The following is a 17471-nucleotide window of genomic DNA, read 5'->3' on the forward strand; positions in this document are numbered from 1 at the left end:
ACATTGTCAGACAACCTCTCGAGTCCGATGTCGACCGCAAGCCTACCACCCGCACCCTCACCCTCACCCGCGCTGGCCACCCGCATCACCCTCGGGACGGTGCTCTTCACCTTCATCGCCTACCTGACCATCGGTATTCCGTTGGCCGTGCTGCCGGGCTATGTGCATGAGGATCTGGGCTTCAACTCCATCATCGCGGGTCTGGTCATCAGCAGTCAGTACCTGGCTACCCTGCTCTCGCGCTCCCACGCCGGCCGCCTTATCGACACGGTAGGGGCCAAGCAGTCGGTGCTCTACGGCATGCTCGGTTGCGGCATCAGCGGACTGCTGATGCTGGCGTCGATCCTCCTGCAGGACTGGCCCTGGATCAGTCTCGGCGCCCTGCTGCTCGGGCGCCTGGTACTGGGCTGTGCGGAAAGTCTCTCGGGTACCGGTGCCATTTCATGGGCAATCGGCCGCGTCGGCCCGTCCAATACCGCCAAGGTGATCTCCTGGAATGGCGTCGCCAGCTATGGCGCCCTGGCCATCGGCGCGCCCCTTGGCGTCGTGCTGGTCGACCTGCTGGGTCTCTGGGTCATGGGCGCCAGCATCATAGCCCTGGCGGTATTGGGCTACCGCATCGCCAAGCCGCGCCCACCCATCGTTCCGGTACGCGGTGAACGCCTTCCCTTCACCACGGTGCTCGGGCGGGTCCTGCCCTTTGGGCTCGGCCTGGCGCTGGGTGGAATCGGTTTCGGTACCCTGGCCACCTTCATCACCCTGTATTACGCCAGCCAGGGCTGGAGCGGCGCGGCGCTGTGTCTCACGGTGTTCGGCTGCTTTTTCATAGGCGTGCGCCTGGTATGCGCCAATGCCATCAACCGGCATGGCGGCTTCCGTGTCGCCATCGTCAGCCTGGCGGTGGAAGCCATCGGCCTGGCCACGCTGTGGCTGGCGCCCAGCGTGACCACTGCCCTGGTCGGCGCCGCCCTCACCGGGATCGGCTTCTCGCTGGTGTTCCCGGCGCTGGCCGTGGAAGCGGTGCAGCGGGTCCCGGCCTCCAACCGGGGCGCTGCCCTGGCAGGCTATTCGGTGTTCATCGACCTTTCGCTGGCGGTGACCGGCCCGCTCATCGGCGCGGTAGCCACCCACTTCGGCTATGCCGCCAGCTTCCTGTGCGCCGCGCTGTCCGCCCTCGCCGGCCTGGGCCTCAGCGTCCGCCTCCTCCGCCGTTTCGACGAGTCTTCTCGAGAACAGCCATGACCACGACCGCCCCGCCTGTCACCGCACTCGCCATCAATCGACGCATCGTTTCCATCGTCATCTTCAGCTTTCTGCTGTTCCTGGCCATCGGTCTGCCACTGGCGATCCTGCCGGGCTATGTGCATGACGATCTCGGCTACGGTTCGGTGATCGCGGGGCTGGCGATCAGTATCCAGTACCTGGCGACGCTGTTCACTCGACCGCTCGCCGGCAAGCTGGCCGATAGCATCGGCGCCAAGCGCGGGGTCATTTACGGATTGTTCGGCTGCGTCGCCTGCGGCGTCCTTACCTTGCTCGCGACTTCGTTGCAGAGCGTGCCGGCGCTTAGCCTGGGCCTGCTAATCGTCGGCCGGGTGATCCTAGGCATGTCCCAGGCCATGATCGGCACCGGCTGCCTCAGTTGGGGCATGGGCAGCGTCGGCATGCAGCACGTGAGCAAGGTGATCTCCTGGAACGGCATCGCCGCCTACGGTGCCCTTGCCATAGGCGCACCACTAGGCGTCGCCATGGTGGCCAGCCTGGGGCTGTGGAGCCTGGGTGTCGCTATCGCCCTGCTGGGTGCTCTGGGCCTGGCGCTGGCCTGGAACAAGGAACCGGCCCCGGTCATCGCCGGCGATCGACTGCCCTTCCACAAGGTATTCTGGCGCATCAGTCCTTTCGGTCTTTGCCTGCTGCTGAGCTCCATCGGCTTTGGCGCGATCGCCACCTTCGTCACCCTCTACTACGCCAGCAATGGCTGGCCGAACGCGGCCTTCTGCCTGACCGCCTTTGGCGCCGCCTTCATCTGCGCCCGGCTACTGTTCGCCGGGGCTATCAACAAGATCGGCGGCTTCCGCGTTGCCCTGGCCTGCTTCACGGTCGAAACCCTGGGGCTGCTGCTGCTCTGGTTGGCGGTCACGCCCCAGATGGCCCTGGTTGGCGCCGCCATGGCCGGCTTCGGCTTGTCACTGGTCTATCCGGCCCTGGGAGTCGAGGCCATCGTCAAGGTACCGCCCACCAATCGCAGCGCTGCCCTGGGCGCCTACTCTCTGTGCCTGGATCTGGCCTTGGGGATTACCGGGCCACTGGCCGGTGCGATTGCCAATGGCTTCGGTTTCAGCGCCATCTTTCTCTTCGCTGGCTTGATGGCCCTGGCGGGTCTGGGCCTGAGCGCCCTGCTCTATCGCCGCGCGCTCAGGGAAAATCTCACCGCCTCAGGTGCCTAGGCCAGCCTGGGGGGCGATGCCCTAGTGGTCCGGCGCGACGCCCCCGCCTGGCTACTTTTCCTACAGTGGACCAGGATCCGGAATCGGCGCGGGCGGCTTGGCCGGCTCGGTCAGGTTCTCCGCCACCTCATCGGGGATCTCGGTATCGATCTCCTCATCGGCCATGTCGGAGTCGTTGAGCGGCGCCTGGTCACCACCCAGCCACCAGGCCAGGGGTACCGTGGTGTCGGGTGCGGAAGAAAGCAACAGGTTCATGCCAAGCTCCTATGAAGGGTAGGTCTTGAGCATTAGTAGGCGGTCAGCCGCAGAGGTTGCAGCGAAGCCGTGACCGCACGTCGCCATGGCATCGCTCGTGGCGAGGCCGTGGCCAGAGCAACGCCCAAGGCCAGACTCGATCAGGAATCTGCCTTGGCACAATCGGCCAGGCAAAAAGCCGGCGCTTGACTAGACTCCAGAGATCTTCCATTCCTGGAACGCCGCCTATGGATACGCCGACCCGTCCAGCCAACGATGCCAATCTGCTCGCCGTCGTCTCAGAAGACGAATTGCTGCTGCAAGCCCTGGTGCGCGAGGTGCTCAAGCAGGAAGGCTTCCAGGTGGAAACCTTCGGGACCGCCGATGCCGCCCTGCAGTTTCTGGAACTGCACTGGCAGCAGGTGAACGTTGTGGTGTCGAACGTGCGGATGCCCGGGGTGATCGATGGCATCCAGCTGGCCAAGATCGTCACCGAGCGCTGGCCCGCCGTGCCCTTCGTGCTGATGTCCGGCTATGCCGGCCTGAGAAACGACGTGCCACCCGGCGTGCCCTTCCTGCATAAACCCTGGACCCTCGATCAGCTGACCGAGGCCGTTTGGAAGGTCGTTCCGCTACCGGCGCCTTAGGTCGCCATGGACAGGGATGTCCGCCGACCCGTTGACGGGGAACCGAACGCTCAAGGCATCTGTATCAGCAGGACAGATGTCGCAGGTTAGGAAATAACCAAGTCACCTACTGCATGGCATCGCCAAGGTGACCCCACAGACATCGGCTGCTGCCAGGCAGACGTTCGTGCATCGAATACGGTTATCAGAGGCCGACGCGGATGAGAAAGAACGCGGCCCTTACGGCCGGCAGTTACCCACTGCGATGGCCAAGGGCGCCCATCCCAGGTAGCAATGGTCAACCATCATCTTTATCACTCACTTAACCTCTGATGCGAATTAAGGCGCCTTCCTGCCAATGAGCACCGTATCGGCTTGCAAAGGAACAAGAGAGCCTTTCAGACGAAGTTCGTTGACGGCATACAACACCATGACATTGAGCGCCTCACTATTCAGTACCGTGCGCTTGGCAATGAGGCGCGATACCTTTGCTGGCACCTTGGGATCCAAAAGCGTCAGCAAGACATCTTCACCCCGGTATTCGATGAAATGCTTCACCGGAGGATCGAGCATCTCCAGCGCTTCTTTTAACCTGTTCATGGGACTCCTGGGTGAAACTACTGATACGCCTCATCCTTTGACATATATCTCGCAATGCTGTCGTTGACCACCCATCCGACACTTCGGGTTTAAACTCTTTCCCAACGGTGGCAAAACGATCGCCGGATACCGATCAGCCCGTACCGGAGGAAGTCGCATGAACGAACAGGACCGAAAGCATGGCCTGCTGCTGGAGCGATACGCCGCGGAACAGGATGCGATCAACCAGCTACTGCGACAGATATACGAATGCCACGGAACCGCTGACTCAGAAGCGCTCAGGGACATGCTGACGCTGTGCATCGCAGAGATACAGGACCGCCAGACCACCGTTCAAAGTGCGTTTCGCTTTTTACTCGACCTACAAGACAAGCCCGTTATCAAATAGCGAAGCGGCACTTACCCTCCACAGGTGGTTACTCAAGCCATGCTTTACACCCACCATCAATTCCCACTCGAATTCTTTACTCTTTTAGCCGCTTCGTTTAATACAGGGCGAATAGGGCAATCAGAGAACTGAATCCCCTCTTATCATTACTTTCCAATATTGCCGATTGCATCACCTTCAGCAAAGAGCTCTGAAGTTTTAGAAAAAATCTCCTTTTATTCAAAACAAAAGAGACATCTAGCCTAAACCAAAGAAGGGCACTCCTCGCGCGGCTGAAAGCGTTCAACAGATAGGCTCTTCATATTGGCGCTTTACCTACCACTGTCCGTGACAGAGCCCAACACGTCGGCTGGGCTTTGTCGGGACTCAGGGGGATTACCGAGGCGCTGGTTCCTGGTCGTCGCTTTCGCCAGGCACCGGCGTCGAGGGCTCGTCAGGATCGGCGCCATCCGTATCGGCAGGCTCCGGTGGCTTAGCCGGAGCGGGCTCTGTGGCCTGCCCACCTTGCCCCCCAGCCAGCTGGACGTCGATCCCGAACATCGACCTTGCGATCATTCCGGGAGCCTGTGGCGAACTGAATCTTTGCCAATGAGTGGTCGTTGTGATCATGGGTCACCTCGCAGTGAGGCCAATAGTGGCCTCACTGTATTGGAGACGCGCAAGGAGGTACCTGTTCAGTGGCCATTATGACCGATGGTCCCGAGGCTCAAGGCACCTGCTTTTCATTCCTGGCAGCGGTGAGCGACCGTTCCGCCAGCGCCTGCTGGCGTTGCTTCGCCATCTTCTGCATCCGCAGCTCGGCATTGCGGGCCTGGGTCTCCTCCAGCGTGGGCGGCAACTGCTCCCGCGGCGCTCCAGCATCTATTCGGCTCTTCGTCTGCTCGGACATATCTGCTCCTGGGATGGCTGCATCGGTGCAGCATGAGAAGCGTCCGGGTGATCGCCGTTCACTGGCCATCATCACCAGCGGTCCGAAGATCATGCGACCCAGGGCGAGTCGGAGCAGCGCTCTGGTACCCACGGCGGCCTTATCACCGCTGGCGGACCTATGAGACAATGAACGCAATGTCCGGCATGAGCTTCGGCCTCATCGCCCTACAGCTGGGAAACCCTCCTCCAGATTTTTTCTTTCCACCTACGCTCGCTGGATCGGCACAGGTTCAGCTCCGAGCGAGATAGCCAAGCTCGGCGTCGGTATCGAATCGATACCGTCAGCTCTCGCGACGCCTTTAGTCCCTGATAGGTACCCCCTTGATCTCCACCGCTAACATCACCATGCAGTTTGGCGCCAAGCCGCTGTTCGAGAACGTGTCCGTCAAATTCGGCAACGGCCATCGCTACGGCCTGATCGGCGCCAACGGCTGCGGCAAGTCCACCTTCATGAAGATTCTCGGGGGTGACCTCGAGCCCACCGGCGGCCAGGTGATGCTCGAACCCAACGTGCGCCTGGGCAAGCTGCGCCAGGACCAGTTCGCCTACGAAGACTGCACCGTCATCGATACCGTGATCATGGGCCACGCCGAGTTGGCCAAGGTCAAGGCCGAGCGCGAACGCATCTACTCCCTGCCGGAAATGAGCGAAGACGACGGCATGGCCGTGGCCGAACTGGAAGTGCAGTTCGCCGAATACGATGGCTACACCGCCGAAGCGCGGGCGGGCGAGCTGCTGCTCGGCCTGGGCATCCCGCAGGACCAGCACTTTGGCCCCATGAGCGCCGTCGCCCCCGGTTGGAAGCTACGGGTACTGCTGGCCCAGGCACTGTTCTCCGATCCGGAGCTGCTGCTGCTCGACGAACCTACCAACCATCTGGATATCAACACCATCCGTTGGCTGGAAGGCATCCTGGTCGCGCGCAACAGCACCATGATCATCATCTCCCACGACCGCCACTTCCTGAACAGCGTCTGCACCCACATGGCCGACCTGGACTACGGTGAGCTGCGCCTGTTCCCGGGCAACTACGACGAGTACATGACCGCCGCCACCCAGGCCCGCGAGCGCCTGCTGTCGGACAACGCCAAGAAGAAGGCCCAGATCGCCGAACTGCAGCAGTTCGTCAGTCGCTTCTCGGCCAACGCCTCCAAGGCCAAGCAGGCCACCAGCCGGGCGCGCCAGATCGACAAGATCCAGCTGGACGAGGTCAAGCCATCCAGCCGCGTCAGCCCCTTCATTCGCTTCGAGCAGAACAAGAAGCTGCACCGCCAGGCGGTGACCCTGGAGAACGTCACTCAAGGCTTCGACGGCACCCCGCTGTTCAAGCGCCTGGGCCTGCAGATCGAAGCCGGCGAGCGGGTCGCCATCATCGGCCCCAACGGCATCGGCAAGACCACCCTGCTGCGCACCCTGGTGGGCGAGATGGCTCCCCAGAGCGGTGAAGTGAAATGGACCGACAGCGCTGATGTCGGCTACTTCGCCCAGGACCACGCCGAGGACTTCGCCGACGATGCCACGCTGTTCGAGTGGATGGCCCAATGGACCCAGGGCGGCGAGCAAATGGTACGCGGTACCCTGGGCCGCATGCTGTTCTCCAGCGACGACATCCAGAAGTCGATCAAGGTCATTTCTGGTGGTGAACAGGGACGCATGCTGTTCGGCAAGCTGATCCTGAAGAAGCCCAACGTGCTGGTGATGGACGAGCCCACCAACCACCTGGACATGGAGTCCATCGAGGCGCTGAACCTGGCGCTGGAAAACTATCCGGGCACCCTGATCTTCGTCAGCCACGACCGCGAATTCGTGTCCTCCCTGGCCACCCGCATCCTCGACATGAGCGAGAGCGGTGTGGTGGATTTCAGCGGCAGCTATGACGATTACCTGCGCAGCCAAGGCATCAACGGCTAAGCGCGAGGTCCGTGTAGTGGGTCTTGATGCCCACTACACGGTTAAAATAGATGGTGCCCTAAGCAGTTACCCTAGGTATCATTTCGCACCGAAACGGGTACTCGACCAGGATCGCCGCGATCAATACCTATCGTTTGCGCCGGGAGACCAGGGGTCTCCTGCCACGTCTCGTAACACGTAGCGCCCCCTTCCGGCACGCTCGACGGGCTCCCTGTCGCATCCTGGCCGCCCCGCCTGGCATCGGCCTCCGCCGATCCACCAGGACATTTGGCTCCAACTCAATAAATCAGAACATTGCCGGACGGCCGCTGTCGCAACTGACTGCCATGCCCTACCGGTTGCTCACCCCTGCTCGGCCCTTTGCGGCCAGCTCGGGGTTGCCCAACTCGAGGTCGGGCTCCGACGCCCGATCTCCCTCAGGTGTAAAGCGAGACACTGTCTCAGGAGTACGATGAATGCACAGTGGTAACGAAGAGTCGGATTTCGTTTTCGTCGGCGCGGGAATCATGAGTGCGACCCTGGCGGTCATGCTCAAGGAGCTGGAGCCCACGAGTACCGTCGAGGTACTCGAACTGCTCGACGTAGGCGCGGCGGAGAGTTCCAACCCCTGGAACAACGCCGGAACCGGCCATGCGGCCCTCTGCGAGTTGAACTACACGCCCGAAAAGGCGGACGGCAGCATCGACGTCACCAAGGCCCTCAGCATCAACGGCATGTTCGAGGCCTCCAGGCAGTTCTGGTCCTACCTGGTCGAGGAAGGCCACTTCGGTTCGCCGCGCGCCTTCATCAGCCCCGTGCCACACATGTCCTTCGTGCATGGCGCCAAGGACATCGCCTTCCTGCGCAAGCGCTATGAGGCCCTCAAGGACCACGCCTGCTTCGACGGCATGGAGTATTCCGAGGACCACGCCAAGCTGCGCGAGTGGATGCCCCTGGTGATGGAAGGCCGGCCAGCTACCGAAGCCGTGGCAGCGACCCATGTGGCCGGTGGTACCGACGTCAATTTCGGCGCCCTGACCATGAGCCTGCTGGGTCACCTGCAGACCCGCCCCGGCACCCAGGTCCGCTACAACCAGAAGGTGGTGGACCTGACCCGCGAAGCGGATCAGCGTTGGCGCCTGACCATCGAGGACAGTCGCTCCGGTGCTACCCGCACGCTGATCGCCAAGTTCGTCTTCCTCGGCGCCGGTGGCGCGGCCCTGCCGCTGCTGCAGAAGTCCGGCATCCCCGAAGGCGCCGGCTACGGTGGCTTCCCGGTGAGCGGCCAATGGCTGCGCTGCGACGATCCGCACATCGTCGAACGGCACCAGGCCAAGGTCTACGGCCTGGCCGGGGTCAACTCCCCGCCGATGTCGGTACCGCACCTGGACACCCGCGTGGTGGATGGCAAGAAGTCGTTGCTGTTCGGACCCTTCGCCGGTTTCACCACCAAGTTCCTCAAGCGCGGTTCCTTCCTCGACCTGCCCAAGTCGATCAAGTCGGGCAATATCGGCCCCATGCTCGCCGTGGCGCGGGACAACATGCCGCTGACCCGCTACCTGGTCGGCCAGGTACTGCAGTCCTTCGACCAGCGCGTCGAAGAGCTGCGCGCCTTCTACCCGGCCGTGCGCAAGCAGGACTGGCGCCTGGAAGTGGCCGGCCAGCGGGTGCAGATCATCAAGAAGGACCCGCAGAAAGGCGGCATCCTGCAGTTCGGCACCGAGATCGTCGCTTCCGGTGACGGTACCATCGCCGCCCTGCTGGGCGCCTCTCCAGGTGCTTCCACCTCGGTGTCCATCATGCTGACCCTGGTCGAGCGCTGTTTCCCGAGCCGCTACCAGAGCGAAGAGTGGCAGGCCAAGCTGCGCACCATGTTCCCCTCCTTTGGTCACAAGCTGGCCGAAGAGCCGGAGCTGCTGCGGGAAGTGCGGGAGCGCACCACCCGCGTACTGCAACTCGACCAGCCGGCGTGATACCCAAGGTGCCGAACCGGAAGCGGTCCGGCGCCTCCTTTCCCCGCGAGCCTGCTCCAGCGCCCTAGTGGCTTCCTCTCCCCCTGGGAGAGGACTGGGTGAGGATCCTCCCCTGCCCCGACGACCCGCGACCTAATCCCCCAGTGCCGCGCCCTCGCGCCGCGGATCGGCGCCACCCTGCCATCCTGATCCCACCCGGCGAATGACCTGGATGCCACTGGTCATCTCGTCTTCGCGCACCTGATGCCCACGCTGCTCCAGCGCCTGGCGCAAGGCCGGCGTGGTCTCGCCGCGCTCCAGCTCGGTGGGGCCGTTACGGCTGCCGAAATTCGGCAGGCCCGCCGCCGATTGGGGATCCAGCTGCCAGTCCAGCAGACCAACCAGTGTCTTCACCACATAGCCGGCGATCTGCGAGCCACCCGGCGACCCCAGAGCCGCTACCAGGTCGCCGCTCTGGCGATCGAACACCAGGGTGGGCGACATGGTCGAGCGCGGGCGCTTGCCCGGTTCGACCCGATTGGCCACTGGCAAACCCTTCTCGCGGGGCACGAAGGAAAAGTCCGTCAACTGGTTGTTGAGCATGAAGCCCTTCACCATCAGGTGGGAGCCGAAGTAACTCTCTACCGTGGTCGTCATGGACAGCGCGCCACCCCAGGCATCCGCAGCGACCACCTGGGAGGTGGAGATGCGCAGCGGTGAACGATCCGGCGCCCAGGCCAGGGTCGGCCCCGGCGGCGTACCCGGGACGGCCTTGCCCAGGCTGCGCTCGCCTACCTGCTGAGCGCGACTGGCCAGATACCCTGAATCGAGCAGGCCGCTGACGTTGACCGGCACCAGATCCGGGTCCGCCACGTATTGGGCGCGATCGGCATAGGCCAGGCGTTCGGCCTCACTGATCAGGTGCACGGCTTCTGGTCTGGGCTCCTGCGCCGCCGGCAGCGCGGTTGGCACCGGGCGCAAGGGAGCCAGGGCCCAGGCCGGGTCGCGCGCCTTCAGCGCCTGGAGAATGCCGAGCGTCTGGGCCACGGTGATGCCACCGGCCGGCGGCGGCATGCCGCAGACGCGCCAGCGTTGGTAGTCGGTGCACAGCGGCGTGCGGACCTTGGCGCGATAACCGGCAAGGTCCTTGAGGCTCAGGCTACCGGGATTGGGACTCCCCTGCACCGCTGTGGCGATGGCTTTGGCCAGGTCGCCGCGATAGAGTGCGGCCGCACCCTCCTTGGCAATCAGCGCCAGGGTATCGGCCAGCTCGGGGTTGCGCAGGCGGGTTCCCACCGGCTTCACCTGGCCTTGGGCATCCAGATAGAGCGCGGCCATGCCGGGCGATTGCCTAAGGAAGGGATCGTGGAGGAGCTGGTTGTGCAACCGTGGCGACAGTGGAAAGCCTTCCCGCGCCAGGCGGATGGCCGGCTCGAACAGGCTTTGCCAAGCCAGCTTGCCATGGTCGCGGTGGGCGAGCTCCAGGGCGCGCAATACCCCCGGTACGCCCACCGAACGACCACCGATGCGGGCCTCTTCGAAGGCCATGGGGCTGCCATCCGCGTGCAGGAAGAGATTTTCCGTGGCGCCTGCGGGCGCCGTCTCGCGACCGTCGTAGGCCTGGACCCGGTGACCGTCCCAATAGAGCAGGAAAGCACCGCCGCCGATACCCGAGGACTGGGGCTCGACCAGGGTCAGAACCGCCTGCATGGCGATGGCGGCATCGATGGCCGAACCACCTCGGCGCAGGATCTCGCGCCCCGCCTCGGCGGCGAGGGGATTGGCCGCTGCCGCCATCTGCCGGGTGGCTTCACTGGCCGTCAGCCCAGTCCGGTAACCAGAACCGGCCTCGGGGGCCATGGGCAAGGGGATTTCGCGACTCTGGCTACAGGCGGCCAGGATCAGGGACAAGAACAGTGGCGTGAGGATCGTTCGAGGGGTTCGCAACATGGGGCTCCTGGGCAACGGGCGGCATTCGCCCGCAAGCCTAGCCCATCACCTGCATCGGTGCCGCTTGCCTGACCTCAGAGCGGCAGGTGACGGTGCAGAAAGCCGCCGCAGAGCACATCCAGCCACAGCAACTGATGCAAGGCGACGATGGCGAAGAACACCAGGCGAAAACTCAACTTGACCGTCTTGTGGCGAAACCGCTGCTGGGCGATCAGGGCGCCCGGCCAGCCGCCGAGTAGCTCGCCCAGGTGCAGGACCCGCTCCGGCACCCGCCAGCCCTTGTCGCGGGCGCGTTGCTTGTCATGCTTGTAGAGCAGGTAGGTAACGATGCTGGCGATCAGGTATAGCGGCAGTGGCCAGAGCACGCCGCGACCAAAGGCCAGGGACAGCATGCCGACCAGGGGCAGGATGAAGACCGCGATCTGCAGCAGCGCCAGCATGTCCTGACGGGCGATGGCCGCGCGCTGTTGATAGGGCGTCGGTGCGGACGCCCGCTTGGCGGTCTTGGGCGTAGCGGACTGCGCAGATGCACGAGCCGGCTTGCGCCGGCTCTGCTGTTCCTTCTCGGGTTTCACCCGGCCGCCTTGGCCGCATGCCAGTCGATCCAACCGAACTGCCAGGTGGCCAGAATCAGCAGTCCGAAGACGATACGGTACCAGCCGAAGACCACGTAGCTGTGATTGCCGATGAACTTCAGCAGCGCCTTCACCGCCAGCATGGCGAAGATGAAGGAGGTGACGAAACCAACCGCGAAGATCATGGCGTCGCTAGGGACGAACATGTGGCGGTACTTGTAGACCGAATAGACCGTCGCGCCGACCATGGTGGGCATGGCCAGAAAGAAGGAGAACTCGGTGGCAGCCTTGCGCGACAGGCCGAACAACAGGCCGCCGATGATGGTCGAGCCGGAACGGGAGGTGCCCGGAATCATCGCCAGGCACTGGGCGAAACCGACCTTGAGGGCGTCGTGCCAGCGCATGTCGTCCACTTCTTCCACGCGGATGCGGTGCTTGCGCTTTTCCGCCCAGATCATGATCACGCCGCCGATCACCAGTGCGAAGGCCACGGTGATGGGGTTGAACAGGTACTCGTGGATCAGGTCGCCCAGGATCACACCCAGCACCGCCGCCGGCAGGAAGGCCACGATCAGGTTGCCGGTGAACCGCTGCGCATAGGATTTGCGCGGCAGGTCGGTGACGATCTCGAAGACCTTGAAGCGGTACTCCCAGACCACGGCCAGGATGGCCGCCAGCTGAATCACGATGTTGAAGGCGATGACGGTATCGCCGCGAAAGCCGATCAGGTCAGCCACCACGATCTGGTGGCCGGTACTGGAAACCGGCAGGAATTCGGTGATGCCCTCGACGATCCCCAAAATCAGCGCCTGCAAGGCACTCCATAGGTCCATGGTATTACTCCATCCAAGTGAAACATTTGCAGGTAGCCGGGTCCGAAGACGCCGGCGGCAACGGGGTTCGAACCGTGACGCTCCGCAGGGCGTGGCCCTTCGCGGTACCCAGGACAGCTCATGCTGTAGCGGCCGCCCGGCACCTTACCAGAGCGAGACCGGTTGAAGAGACCGATAGACGGCCATTAGGTGCCGTACAATGACGAATTGAATCTTTCCGGATGTGAAGCATGTCGTTTCTGGAGTCACTCACCACCCTGCTGGGCATGTCGCCCGTGGAGCTGCTGGCCGCCGTTCTCGGGGTGATCGCCGTCTGGCTGACGGTCCGCCAGAACATCTGGGCCTGGCCCATAGGCCTGGTGATGGTGGTGCTCTACGTCTGGATCTTCTACAACGTCAAACTCTATTCCGACATGCTGCTGCAGTGCATCTATGCGGTGCTGCAGCTCTACGGCTGGTGGCAGTGGCTGCGTGGCGGCCAGCAACATCAGGGTCGGGTGGTCAGCTCGCTCACCGCCAAGCCGTTGCTGGCCGGCCTCCTGGCGGGTGCGCTGGGTAGCCTTGCGCTCGGCTATCTCATGGGCACCCACACCGACGCCGCCCTGCCCTGGCTGGACGCGGCGCTCACCGGCTTCAGCCTGGTCGCCCAATTCTGGATGGCGCAGAAGCGGCTGCAGTGCTGGATGCTGTGGTTCGTGCTGGACGTCATCTATGTGGGCCTCTTCTATTACAAGGGCCTCTACCCCACCGCGCTTCTCTATGCGGTCTTTGTCGCCCTGGCCGCCTACGGCTGGCTCGACTGGCGCCGCGCCCTGGCGAGCCCTCGATGAAGGTCGTGGTGCTGACCGGCCCCGAATCGAGTGGCAAATCCTGGCTGACGACGGTCCTCGCCGAGCGATTCGGCGGTGTCCGGGTCGACGAGTACGTCCGGGAATACTGCGAGCGGCACGGCACCGACACCACCCTGGCGGACGTGGAAGTCATCGCCCACGAGCAATTGCGCCGCGAAGACCAGGCGCGGGCCGCCGCGCCGGCCCTGCTGCTGCTCGACACCCATCTGCTCAGCAACCTGCTGTGGAGTCGCCTGCTGTTCGGCGACGCGCCTGCCTGGCTGGAACCCGCGCTGCTGGCCCGCCGCTACGACCTGCACCTGCTGCTCGATCCCCGCGATGTGGCCTGGCAGGACGATGGGCAGCGCTGCCAGCCGGATCTCGCCGAGCGCCTGGCATTCTTTGCCCACTGCCGGGACTGGCTGCGGGCGCATCGCCAGCCGGTCCTGGAAATCTCCGGCGATTGGGCCGAGCGGCAACAGGCCGCGCTGGCCGCGGTTAGCCGATTGCTGCACGAGTCCTGACCCGCCGGTAGAATGACGCCCTGTACCGGAGAACGCCATGCACGACGACGATGCCTCTTTCGCTGACTTCACCCGCGGGATCCGTCCGCTCAAGCAGGATCGCGCCGACACCGGCAAGCCACGCGCCGACCTCGGCCAGGTCGCCCAGCGCCGCGCCGATGCGACCAGAACCACGACCGCGATCCGGGTCGACGGCCTGAGCGATGCCTTCGTCATCGACGTGGGCGCCGAGGACGAACTCTACTGGGGCCGTGACGGACTGCAGGACAGCCAGTTGCGCCGCCTCAAAGGGGGGCAGATCCCCTTCGAAGGCAGCCTGGACCTGCACGGCATGACCGTGGAGAAGGCGCGCGAAACCCTATGGGACTTTCTCGCCGAGGCGACCCGCCTGGAAATCCGTTGCGTGCGGGTCACCCACGGCAAGGCCGCGCGCACGGATGGCCGCCGGCCGCTGATCAAGAGTCACGTCAACACCTGGCTGCGCCAGCACCCCCAGGTGCTGGGTTTCACGTCCTGCCTGCCACGCCATGGCGGGACCGGCTCGCTTTATGTCTTGCTCAAGCGCACCATGCTAGAAGGTCGCGACGAGTGATCCTGTGACTCGGGTGACGTCTCATCCGAGCGCTCTCTTCCTTATCGACAAACAGGAACCCAAATGTCTCTCGAACAGCACTACTCCTCGATCCTGACCGGACTCGGCGAAGACATCAGCCGGGAGGGGCTGGTGGACACGCCCAAGCGGGCGGCCAAGGCCATGCAGTATCTCTGCCGCGGCTACAACCAGACGCTGGAAGAAGTGGTGGGCGACGCCCTCTTCACCTCGGACAACAGCGAGATGGTGCTGGTGAAGAACATCGAGCTGTATTCCCTGTGCGAGCACCACATGCTGCCCTTCATCGGCAAGGCCCATGTCGCCTACATGCCCAAGGGCAAGGTACTGGGCCTGTCCAAGGTCGCACGAGTGGTCGACATGTTCGCCCGCCGCCTGCAGATTCAGGAAAACATGACCCGGCAGATCGCCGAGGCCATCGAGCAGGTCACCGGCGCGGCAGGTGTCGCCGTGGTGATCGAGGCACAACACATGTGCATGATGATGCGCGGCGTGGAGAAGCAGAACTCGTCCATGGTCACCTCGGTGATGCTCGGCCAGTTCCGCGCCAACGATGCCACCCGCGCGGAATTCCTCGGCCTGATCAATCGCTGAGACCGCTGCGACGTCCGCTATCCTGAAGGGTCGAAACCTCGATCCTGCAGGAGACTCCCACACCATGCCGGACGTCCATAGCCTTACCCTGCTCAGGGCGCAGCCCGAACGCTCTCTGGCGCTGGGCGCCCATCTGCTGGATCTGGCCACCCTGGCCGTGACGGATGCGGGATGCCTGGACTACCGGGTATTCCAGGGCGGTGAAGACCGCGATCTCTGGGTGATCCAGGCCCGCTGGGCCTCGGTCGCCGCCCAGGACGATCACTTCAACCAGCCGCATACCCTCGCCTTTCTGGACGAGTTGCCCAAGCTGGCGGACGAGGTGGATCTGTATCCGCTGGAGCCCAAAAAGCCTACGGCTGAGCTTTGACGAGAGACTGCCAGGCTTGCGATAAAGCGTAGGTTGGGCCGAGACGGCTCCATCGTCGAAGCCCAACGGGGCCGGCGCCAAGGCAGGAGCTGTTGGGCTTTGCTGGGCTCAGCCCAACCTACGACTTGATTGACCTTTTACGGCCATTGCGATCTGCAGACGCGGCCGGTCCCGAAAAGGTACCACCGTCGTAGGGTGGACAACGGCGCAGCCTTGTCCACGAACGGGCATCGGCATCAGGTGGAAAACGCTACGCGGTTTTCCACGCTACGGGCTGGACGCAATCGCGGCCATGGGCCGCTCCTACATTTGTTCGGTGTACCTGTAGGAGCGGCCCATGGCCGCGATAAACGAGAGCAAAGGCACAGCAGTGCGGACCGCGATAGTCGCGATCAACTGCAACTCAATACTCGGACAGCGCAAAGCTCGTCAGGGCGAAAGTGGGAATGCCTGCCGCTTCCAGGCGCCTGGAGCCACCTAGCTCAGGCAGGTCGACGATGGCGGCGGCTTCATGGACCTCGGCGCCCAGGCGCTTGATCAGGTTGCCAGCGGCGACCAGGGTGCCGCCAGTGGCGATGAGGTCGTCCACCAGGAGCACCGAATCACCGGCACCGACGCTGTCCTTATGCACCTCGATCACCGAGTCGCCGTATTCGGTGCTGTAGACCTCGGTCAGCAGCTCCGCCGGCAGTTTGCCCTGCTTGCGAAACAGCACCAGTGGCTTGCCCAGCTCATAGGCCAGGATCGGGCCGATGAGGAATCCGCGCGCATCCAGCGCCCCGACGTGACTGAAGGACGCCGAGCGATAGCGTTCCAGCAGTGCCTCCATGACGGCACGCAGGCCTTCGGGCGACTGGAACAGCGGCGTGATGTCCCGAAAGATCACCCCCGGCTTGGGAAAATCGGGCACGGCGCGGATGAGGGATTTCAGGGCGGATTCGGAAAAGGACATGGCAGAGACTCTCGGGCGTCGGGCGCCTGGTTGAACACGATTGCACAGTATACCGGGGCCTGCCCAGCCAGGGCCAACCAGCCGTCCTTGGAAGCTGAATCGATTCATGTAGTGACCTCCGTTGACAGCTACCAACGAAGCGGACATTCTCCTTTCCGCGCAAACGTTTGCGCGACCACAAGAACCATAAGAATTCGGAGATCCCCTATGCTGGCCTTTCGCCCTGCCCGCCTGCTGGCGGCTATCGCTCTCACCTCCGCTTCGCTGATCCTGCCGCTCACCGCCAGTCATGCCACGGCCGCCGAAAAGCCCAAGGTCGCGCTGGTCATGAAGTCCCTCGCCAACGAATTCTTCCTGACCATGGAAGACGGCGCCAAGACCTACCAGAAAGCGCATTCCACGGACTTCGACCTGATCTCCAACGGGATCAAGGACGAGACCGATACCTCCAGCCAGATCCGCATCGTCGAGCAGATGATCGTCTCCAAGGTCGATGCCCTGGTCATCGCGCCGGCCGACTCCAAGGCCCTGGTTCCGGTGCTGAAGAAAGCCAGCGACGCCGGTATCAAGGTGGTCAACATCGACAACCGCCTGGATCCCGAGGTGCTCAAGTCCAAGGCCCTGGACATTCCCTTCGTCGGCCCCGACAACCGCAAGGGCGCACGCCTGGTGGGCGAATACCTGGCCAAGCAGCTCAAGCAGGGTGACCAGGTCGGCATCATCGAGGGCGTCTCCACCACCACCAACGCCCAGCAGCGCACCGCGGGCTTCAAGGACGCCATGGAAGCGGCCGGCATGAAGATCGTCGGCGTGCAGTCCGGCAACTGGGAGATCGACAAGGGCAACGCTGTCGCCGCGGCCATGCTCAACGAATACCCGGACCTGAAGGCCCTGCTGGCGGGCAACGACAGCATGGCGCTGGGTGCCGTTTCCGCCGTGCGCGCCGCTGGCAAGAAAGGCCAGGTGCAGGTGGTCGGCTACGACAACATCAAGGCCATCAAGCCGATGCTCAAGGACGGCCGCATCCTCGCCACCGCCGACCAGTACGCCGCCAAACAGGCCGTGTTCGGTATCGAAGCCGCGCTCAAGCTGGTCAAGGGCGAGCCCACCGGTGCCAAGGACGGGGTGATCGAGACGCCGGTCGAACTCGTCACCCAGCCCTGATC

General features: G+C 63.7%; 19 protein-coding genes. 12 read left to right on the forward strand and 7 right to left on the reverse strand.

Features of this window, described 5'->3' with window-relative positions; translation table 11 throughout:
• Window positions 1–27 precede the first annotated feature (27 nt).
• Both PJ259_RS04705 and PJ259_RS04710 read left to right on the forward strand, forming a co-directional pair.
• Window positions 28–1242 (forward strand): MFS transporter, encoded by a 1215-nt coding sequence (locus tag PJ259_RS04705; RefSeq protein WP_271654923.1) that lies wholly within the window; start codon window positions 28–30, stop codon window positions 1240–1242.
• Window positions 1239–2447 carry an MFS transporter gene (locus PJ259_RS04710; RefSeq protein WP_271654924.1) on the forward strand — a complete coding sequence of 403 codons (1209 nt, stop codon included), beginning with the start codon at window positions 1239–1241 and terminating at the stop codon, window positions 2445–2447. The genes PJ259_RS04705 and PJ259_RS04710 overlap by 4 nt, the downstream gene beginning before the upstream one ends.
• Window positions 2448–2507: 60 nt before the next feature.
• Here the strand turns inward: PJ259_RS04710 and PJ259_RS04715 are convergent, their stop codons facing one another.
• A complete protein-coding gene (locus PJ259_RS04715; RefSeq protein WP_059314947.1) occupies window positions 2508–2702 on the reverse strand; it encodes a hypothetical protein in 195 nt (64 codons plus the stop codon).
• 227 nt (window positions 2703–2929) lie between these two features.
• Here PJ259_RS04715 and PJ259_RS04720 point away from each other — a divergent pair, with 227 nt between their 5' ends.
• On the forward strand, window positions 2930–3328 hold the full coding sequence (locus tag PJ259_RS04720) for a response regulator (RefSeq protein ID WP_059314948.1): 399 nt from the start codon (window positions 2930–2932) through the stop codon (window positions 3326–3328).
• A 318-nt stretch (window positions 3329–3646) separates the two neighbouring features.
• Here the strand turns inward: PJ259_RS04720 and PJ259_RS04725 are convergent, their stop codons facing one another.
• Window positions 3647–3907, reverse strand: a complete 261-nt coding sequence (locus PJ259_RS04725) for a hypothetical protein (protein WP_271654925.1) — start codon at window positions 3905–3907, stop codon at window positions 3647–3649.
• A 157-nt stretch (window positions 3908–4064) separates the two neighbouring features.
• Between PJ259_RS04725 and PJ259_RS04730 the strand changes: the two genes are divergently transcribed.
• Window positions 4065–4295 carry a hypothetical protein gene (locus PJ259_RS04730; protein ID WP_271654926.1) on the forward strand — a complete coding sequence of 77 codons (231 nt, stop codon included), beginning with the start codon at window positions 4065–4067 and terminating at the stop codon, window positions 4293–4295.
• A 706-nt stretch (window positions 4296–5001) separates the two neighbouring features.
• On the opposite strand, the gene PJ259_RS04735 is transcribed toward PJ259_RS04730, so the two are convergent.
• A complete protein-coding gene (locus tag PJ259_RS04735; RefSeq protein WP_271654927.1) occupies window positions 5002–5184 on the reverse strand; it encodes a hypothetical protein in 183 nt (60 codons plus the stop codon).
• A gap of 362 nt (window positions 5185–5546) precedes the next feature.
• On the opposite strand from PJ259_RS04735, the gene PJ259_RS04740 reads away from it, so the two are divergent.
• Both PJ259_RS04740 and mqo read left to right on the forward strand, forming a co-directional pair.
• Complete coding sequence (locus tag PJ259_RS04740) at window positions 5547–7136, forward strand: ABC-F family ATPase (protein ID WP_271654928.1); 1590 nt, start codon at window positions 5547–5549, stop codon at window positions 7134–7136.
• Between the two features lie 455 nt (window positions 7137–7591).
• On the forward strand, window positions 7592–9088 hold the full coding sequence (mqo, locus tag PJ259_RS04745) for a malate dehydrogenase (quinone) (protein ID WP_271654929.1): 1497 nt from the start codon (window positions 7592–7594) through the stop codon (window positions 9086–9088).
• Window positions 9089–9220: 132 nt separating this feature from the next.
• Here mqo and PJ259_RS04750 read toward each other — a convergent pair whose 3' ends face one another.
• From PJ259_RS04750 to PJ259_RS04760, 3 genes are all read right to left on the reverse strand, one after another.
• On the reverse strand, window positions 9221–11017 hold the full coding sequence (locus PJ259_RS04750) for a gamma-glutamyltransferase family protein (protein WP_271654930.1): 1797 nt from the start codon (window positions 11015–11017) through the stop codon (window positions 9221–9223).
• Window positions 11018–11091: 74 nt separating this feature from the next.
• Window positions 11092–11592 (reverse strand): DUF1294 domain-containing protein, encoded by a 501-nt coding sequence (locus PJ259_RS04755; protein ID WP_082696335.1) that lies wholly within the window; start codon window positions 11590–11592, stop codon window positions 11092–11094.
• On the reverse strand, window positions 11589–12425 hold the full coding sequence (locus tag PJ259_RS04760) for an undecaprenyl-diphosphate phosphatase (RefSeq protein ID WP_271654931.1): 837 nt from the start codon (window positions 12423–12425) through the stop codon (window positions 11589–11591). The genes PJ259_RS04755 and PJ259_RS04760 overlap by 4 nt, the downstream gene beginning before the upstream one ends.
• Before the next feature lie 266 nt (window positions 12426–12691).
• On the opposite strand from PJ259_RS04760, the gene pnuC reads away from it, so the two are divergent.
• The 5 genes from pnuC (at window position 12692) to PJ259_RS04785 (ending at window position 15353) form a co-directional block, all read left to right on the forward strand.
• Window positions 12692–13255 carry a nicotinamide riboside transporter PnuC gene (gene pnuC, locus PJ259_RS04765; RefSeq protein WP_271655826.1) on the forward strand — a complete coding sequence of 188 codons (564 nt, stop codon included), beginning with the start codon at window positions 12692–12694 and terminating at the stop codon, window positions 13253–13255.
• Window positions 13252–13779, forward strand: a complete 528-nt coding sequence (locus PJ259_RS04770; RefSeq protein ID WP_271654932.1) for an AAA family ATPase — start codon at window positions 13252–13254, stop codon at window positions 13777–13779. The genes pnuC and PJ259_RS04770 overlap by 4 nt, the downstream gene beginning before the upstream one ends.
• Before the next feature lie 37 nt (window positions 13780–13816).
• A complete protein-coding gene (locus tag PJ259_RS04775; protein ID WP_059314958.1) occupies window positions 13817–14371 on the forward strand; it encodes a Smr/MutS family protein in 555 nt (184 codons plus the stop codon).
• Window positions 14372–14434: 63 nt separating this feature from the next.
• On the forward strand, window positions 14435–14983 hold the full coding sequence (folE, locus tag PJ259_RS04780) for a GTP cyclohydrolase I FolE (RefSeq protein ID WP_059314959.1): 549 nt from the start codon (window positions 14435–14437) through the stop codon (window positions 14981–14983).
• A gap of 64 nt (window positions 14984–15047) precedes the next feature.
• Entirely contained in the window at window positions 15048–15353 is a 306-nt protein-coding gene (locus PJ259_RS04785) for a putative quinol monooxygenase (protein WP_059314960.1), read from the forward strand.
• A 403-nt stretch (window positions 15354–15756) separates the two neighbouring features.
• Here PJ259_RS04785 and PJ259_RS04790 read toward each other — a convergent pair whose 3' ends face one another.
• Entirely contained in the window at window positions 15757–16305 is a 549-nt protein-coding gene (locus PJ259_RS04790; protein ID WP_271654933.1) for an adenine phosphoribosyltransferase, read from the reverse strand.
• A gap of 207 nt (window positions 16306–16512) precedes the next feature.
• Between PJ259_RS04790 and PJ259_RS04795 the strand changes: the two genes are divergently transcribed.
• Complete coding sequence (locus tag PJ259_RS04795; protein WP_271654934.1) at window positions 16513–17469, forward strand: sugar ABC transporter substrate-binding protein; 957 nt, start codon at window positions 16513–16515, stop codon at window positions 17467–17469.
• Window positions 17470–17471 lie beyond the last annotated feature (2 nt).

It is taken from the genome of Pseudomonas sp. JBR1, from assembly GCF_028198185.1.
Classification (GTDB): Bacteria; Pseudomonadota; Gammaproteobacteria; order Pseudomonadales; family Pseudomonadaceae; genus Chryseomonas; species Chryseomonas oryzihabitans_E.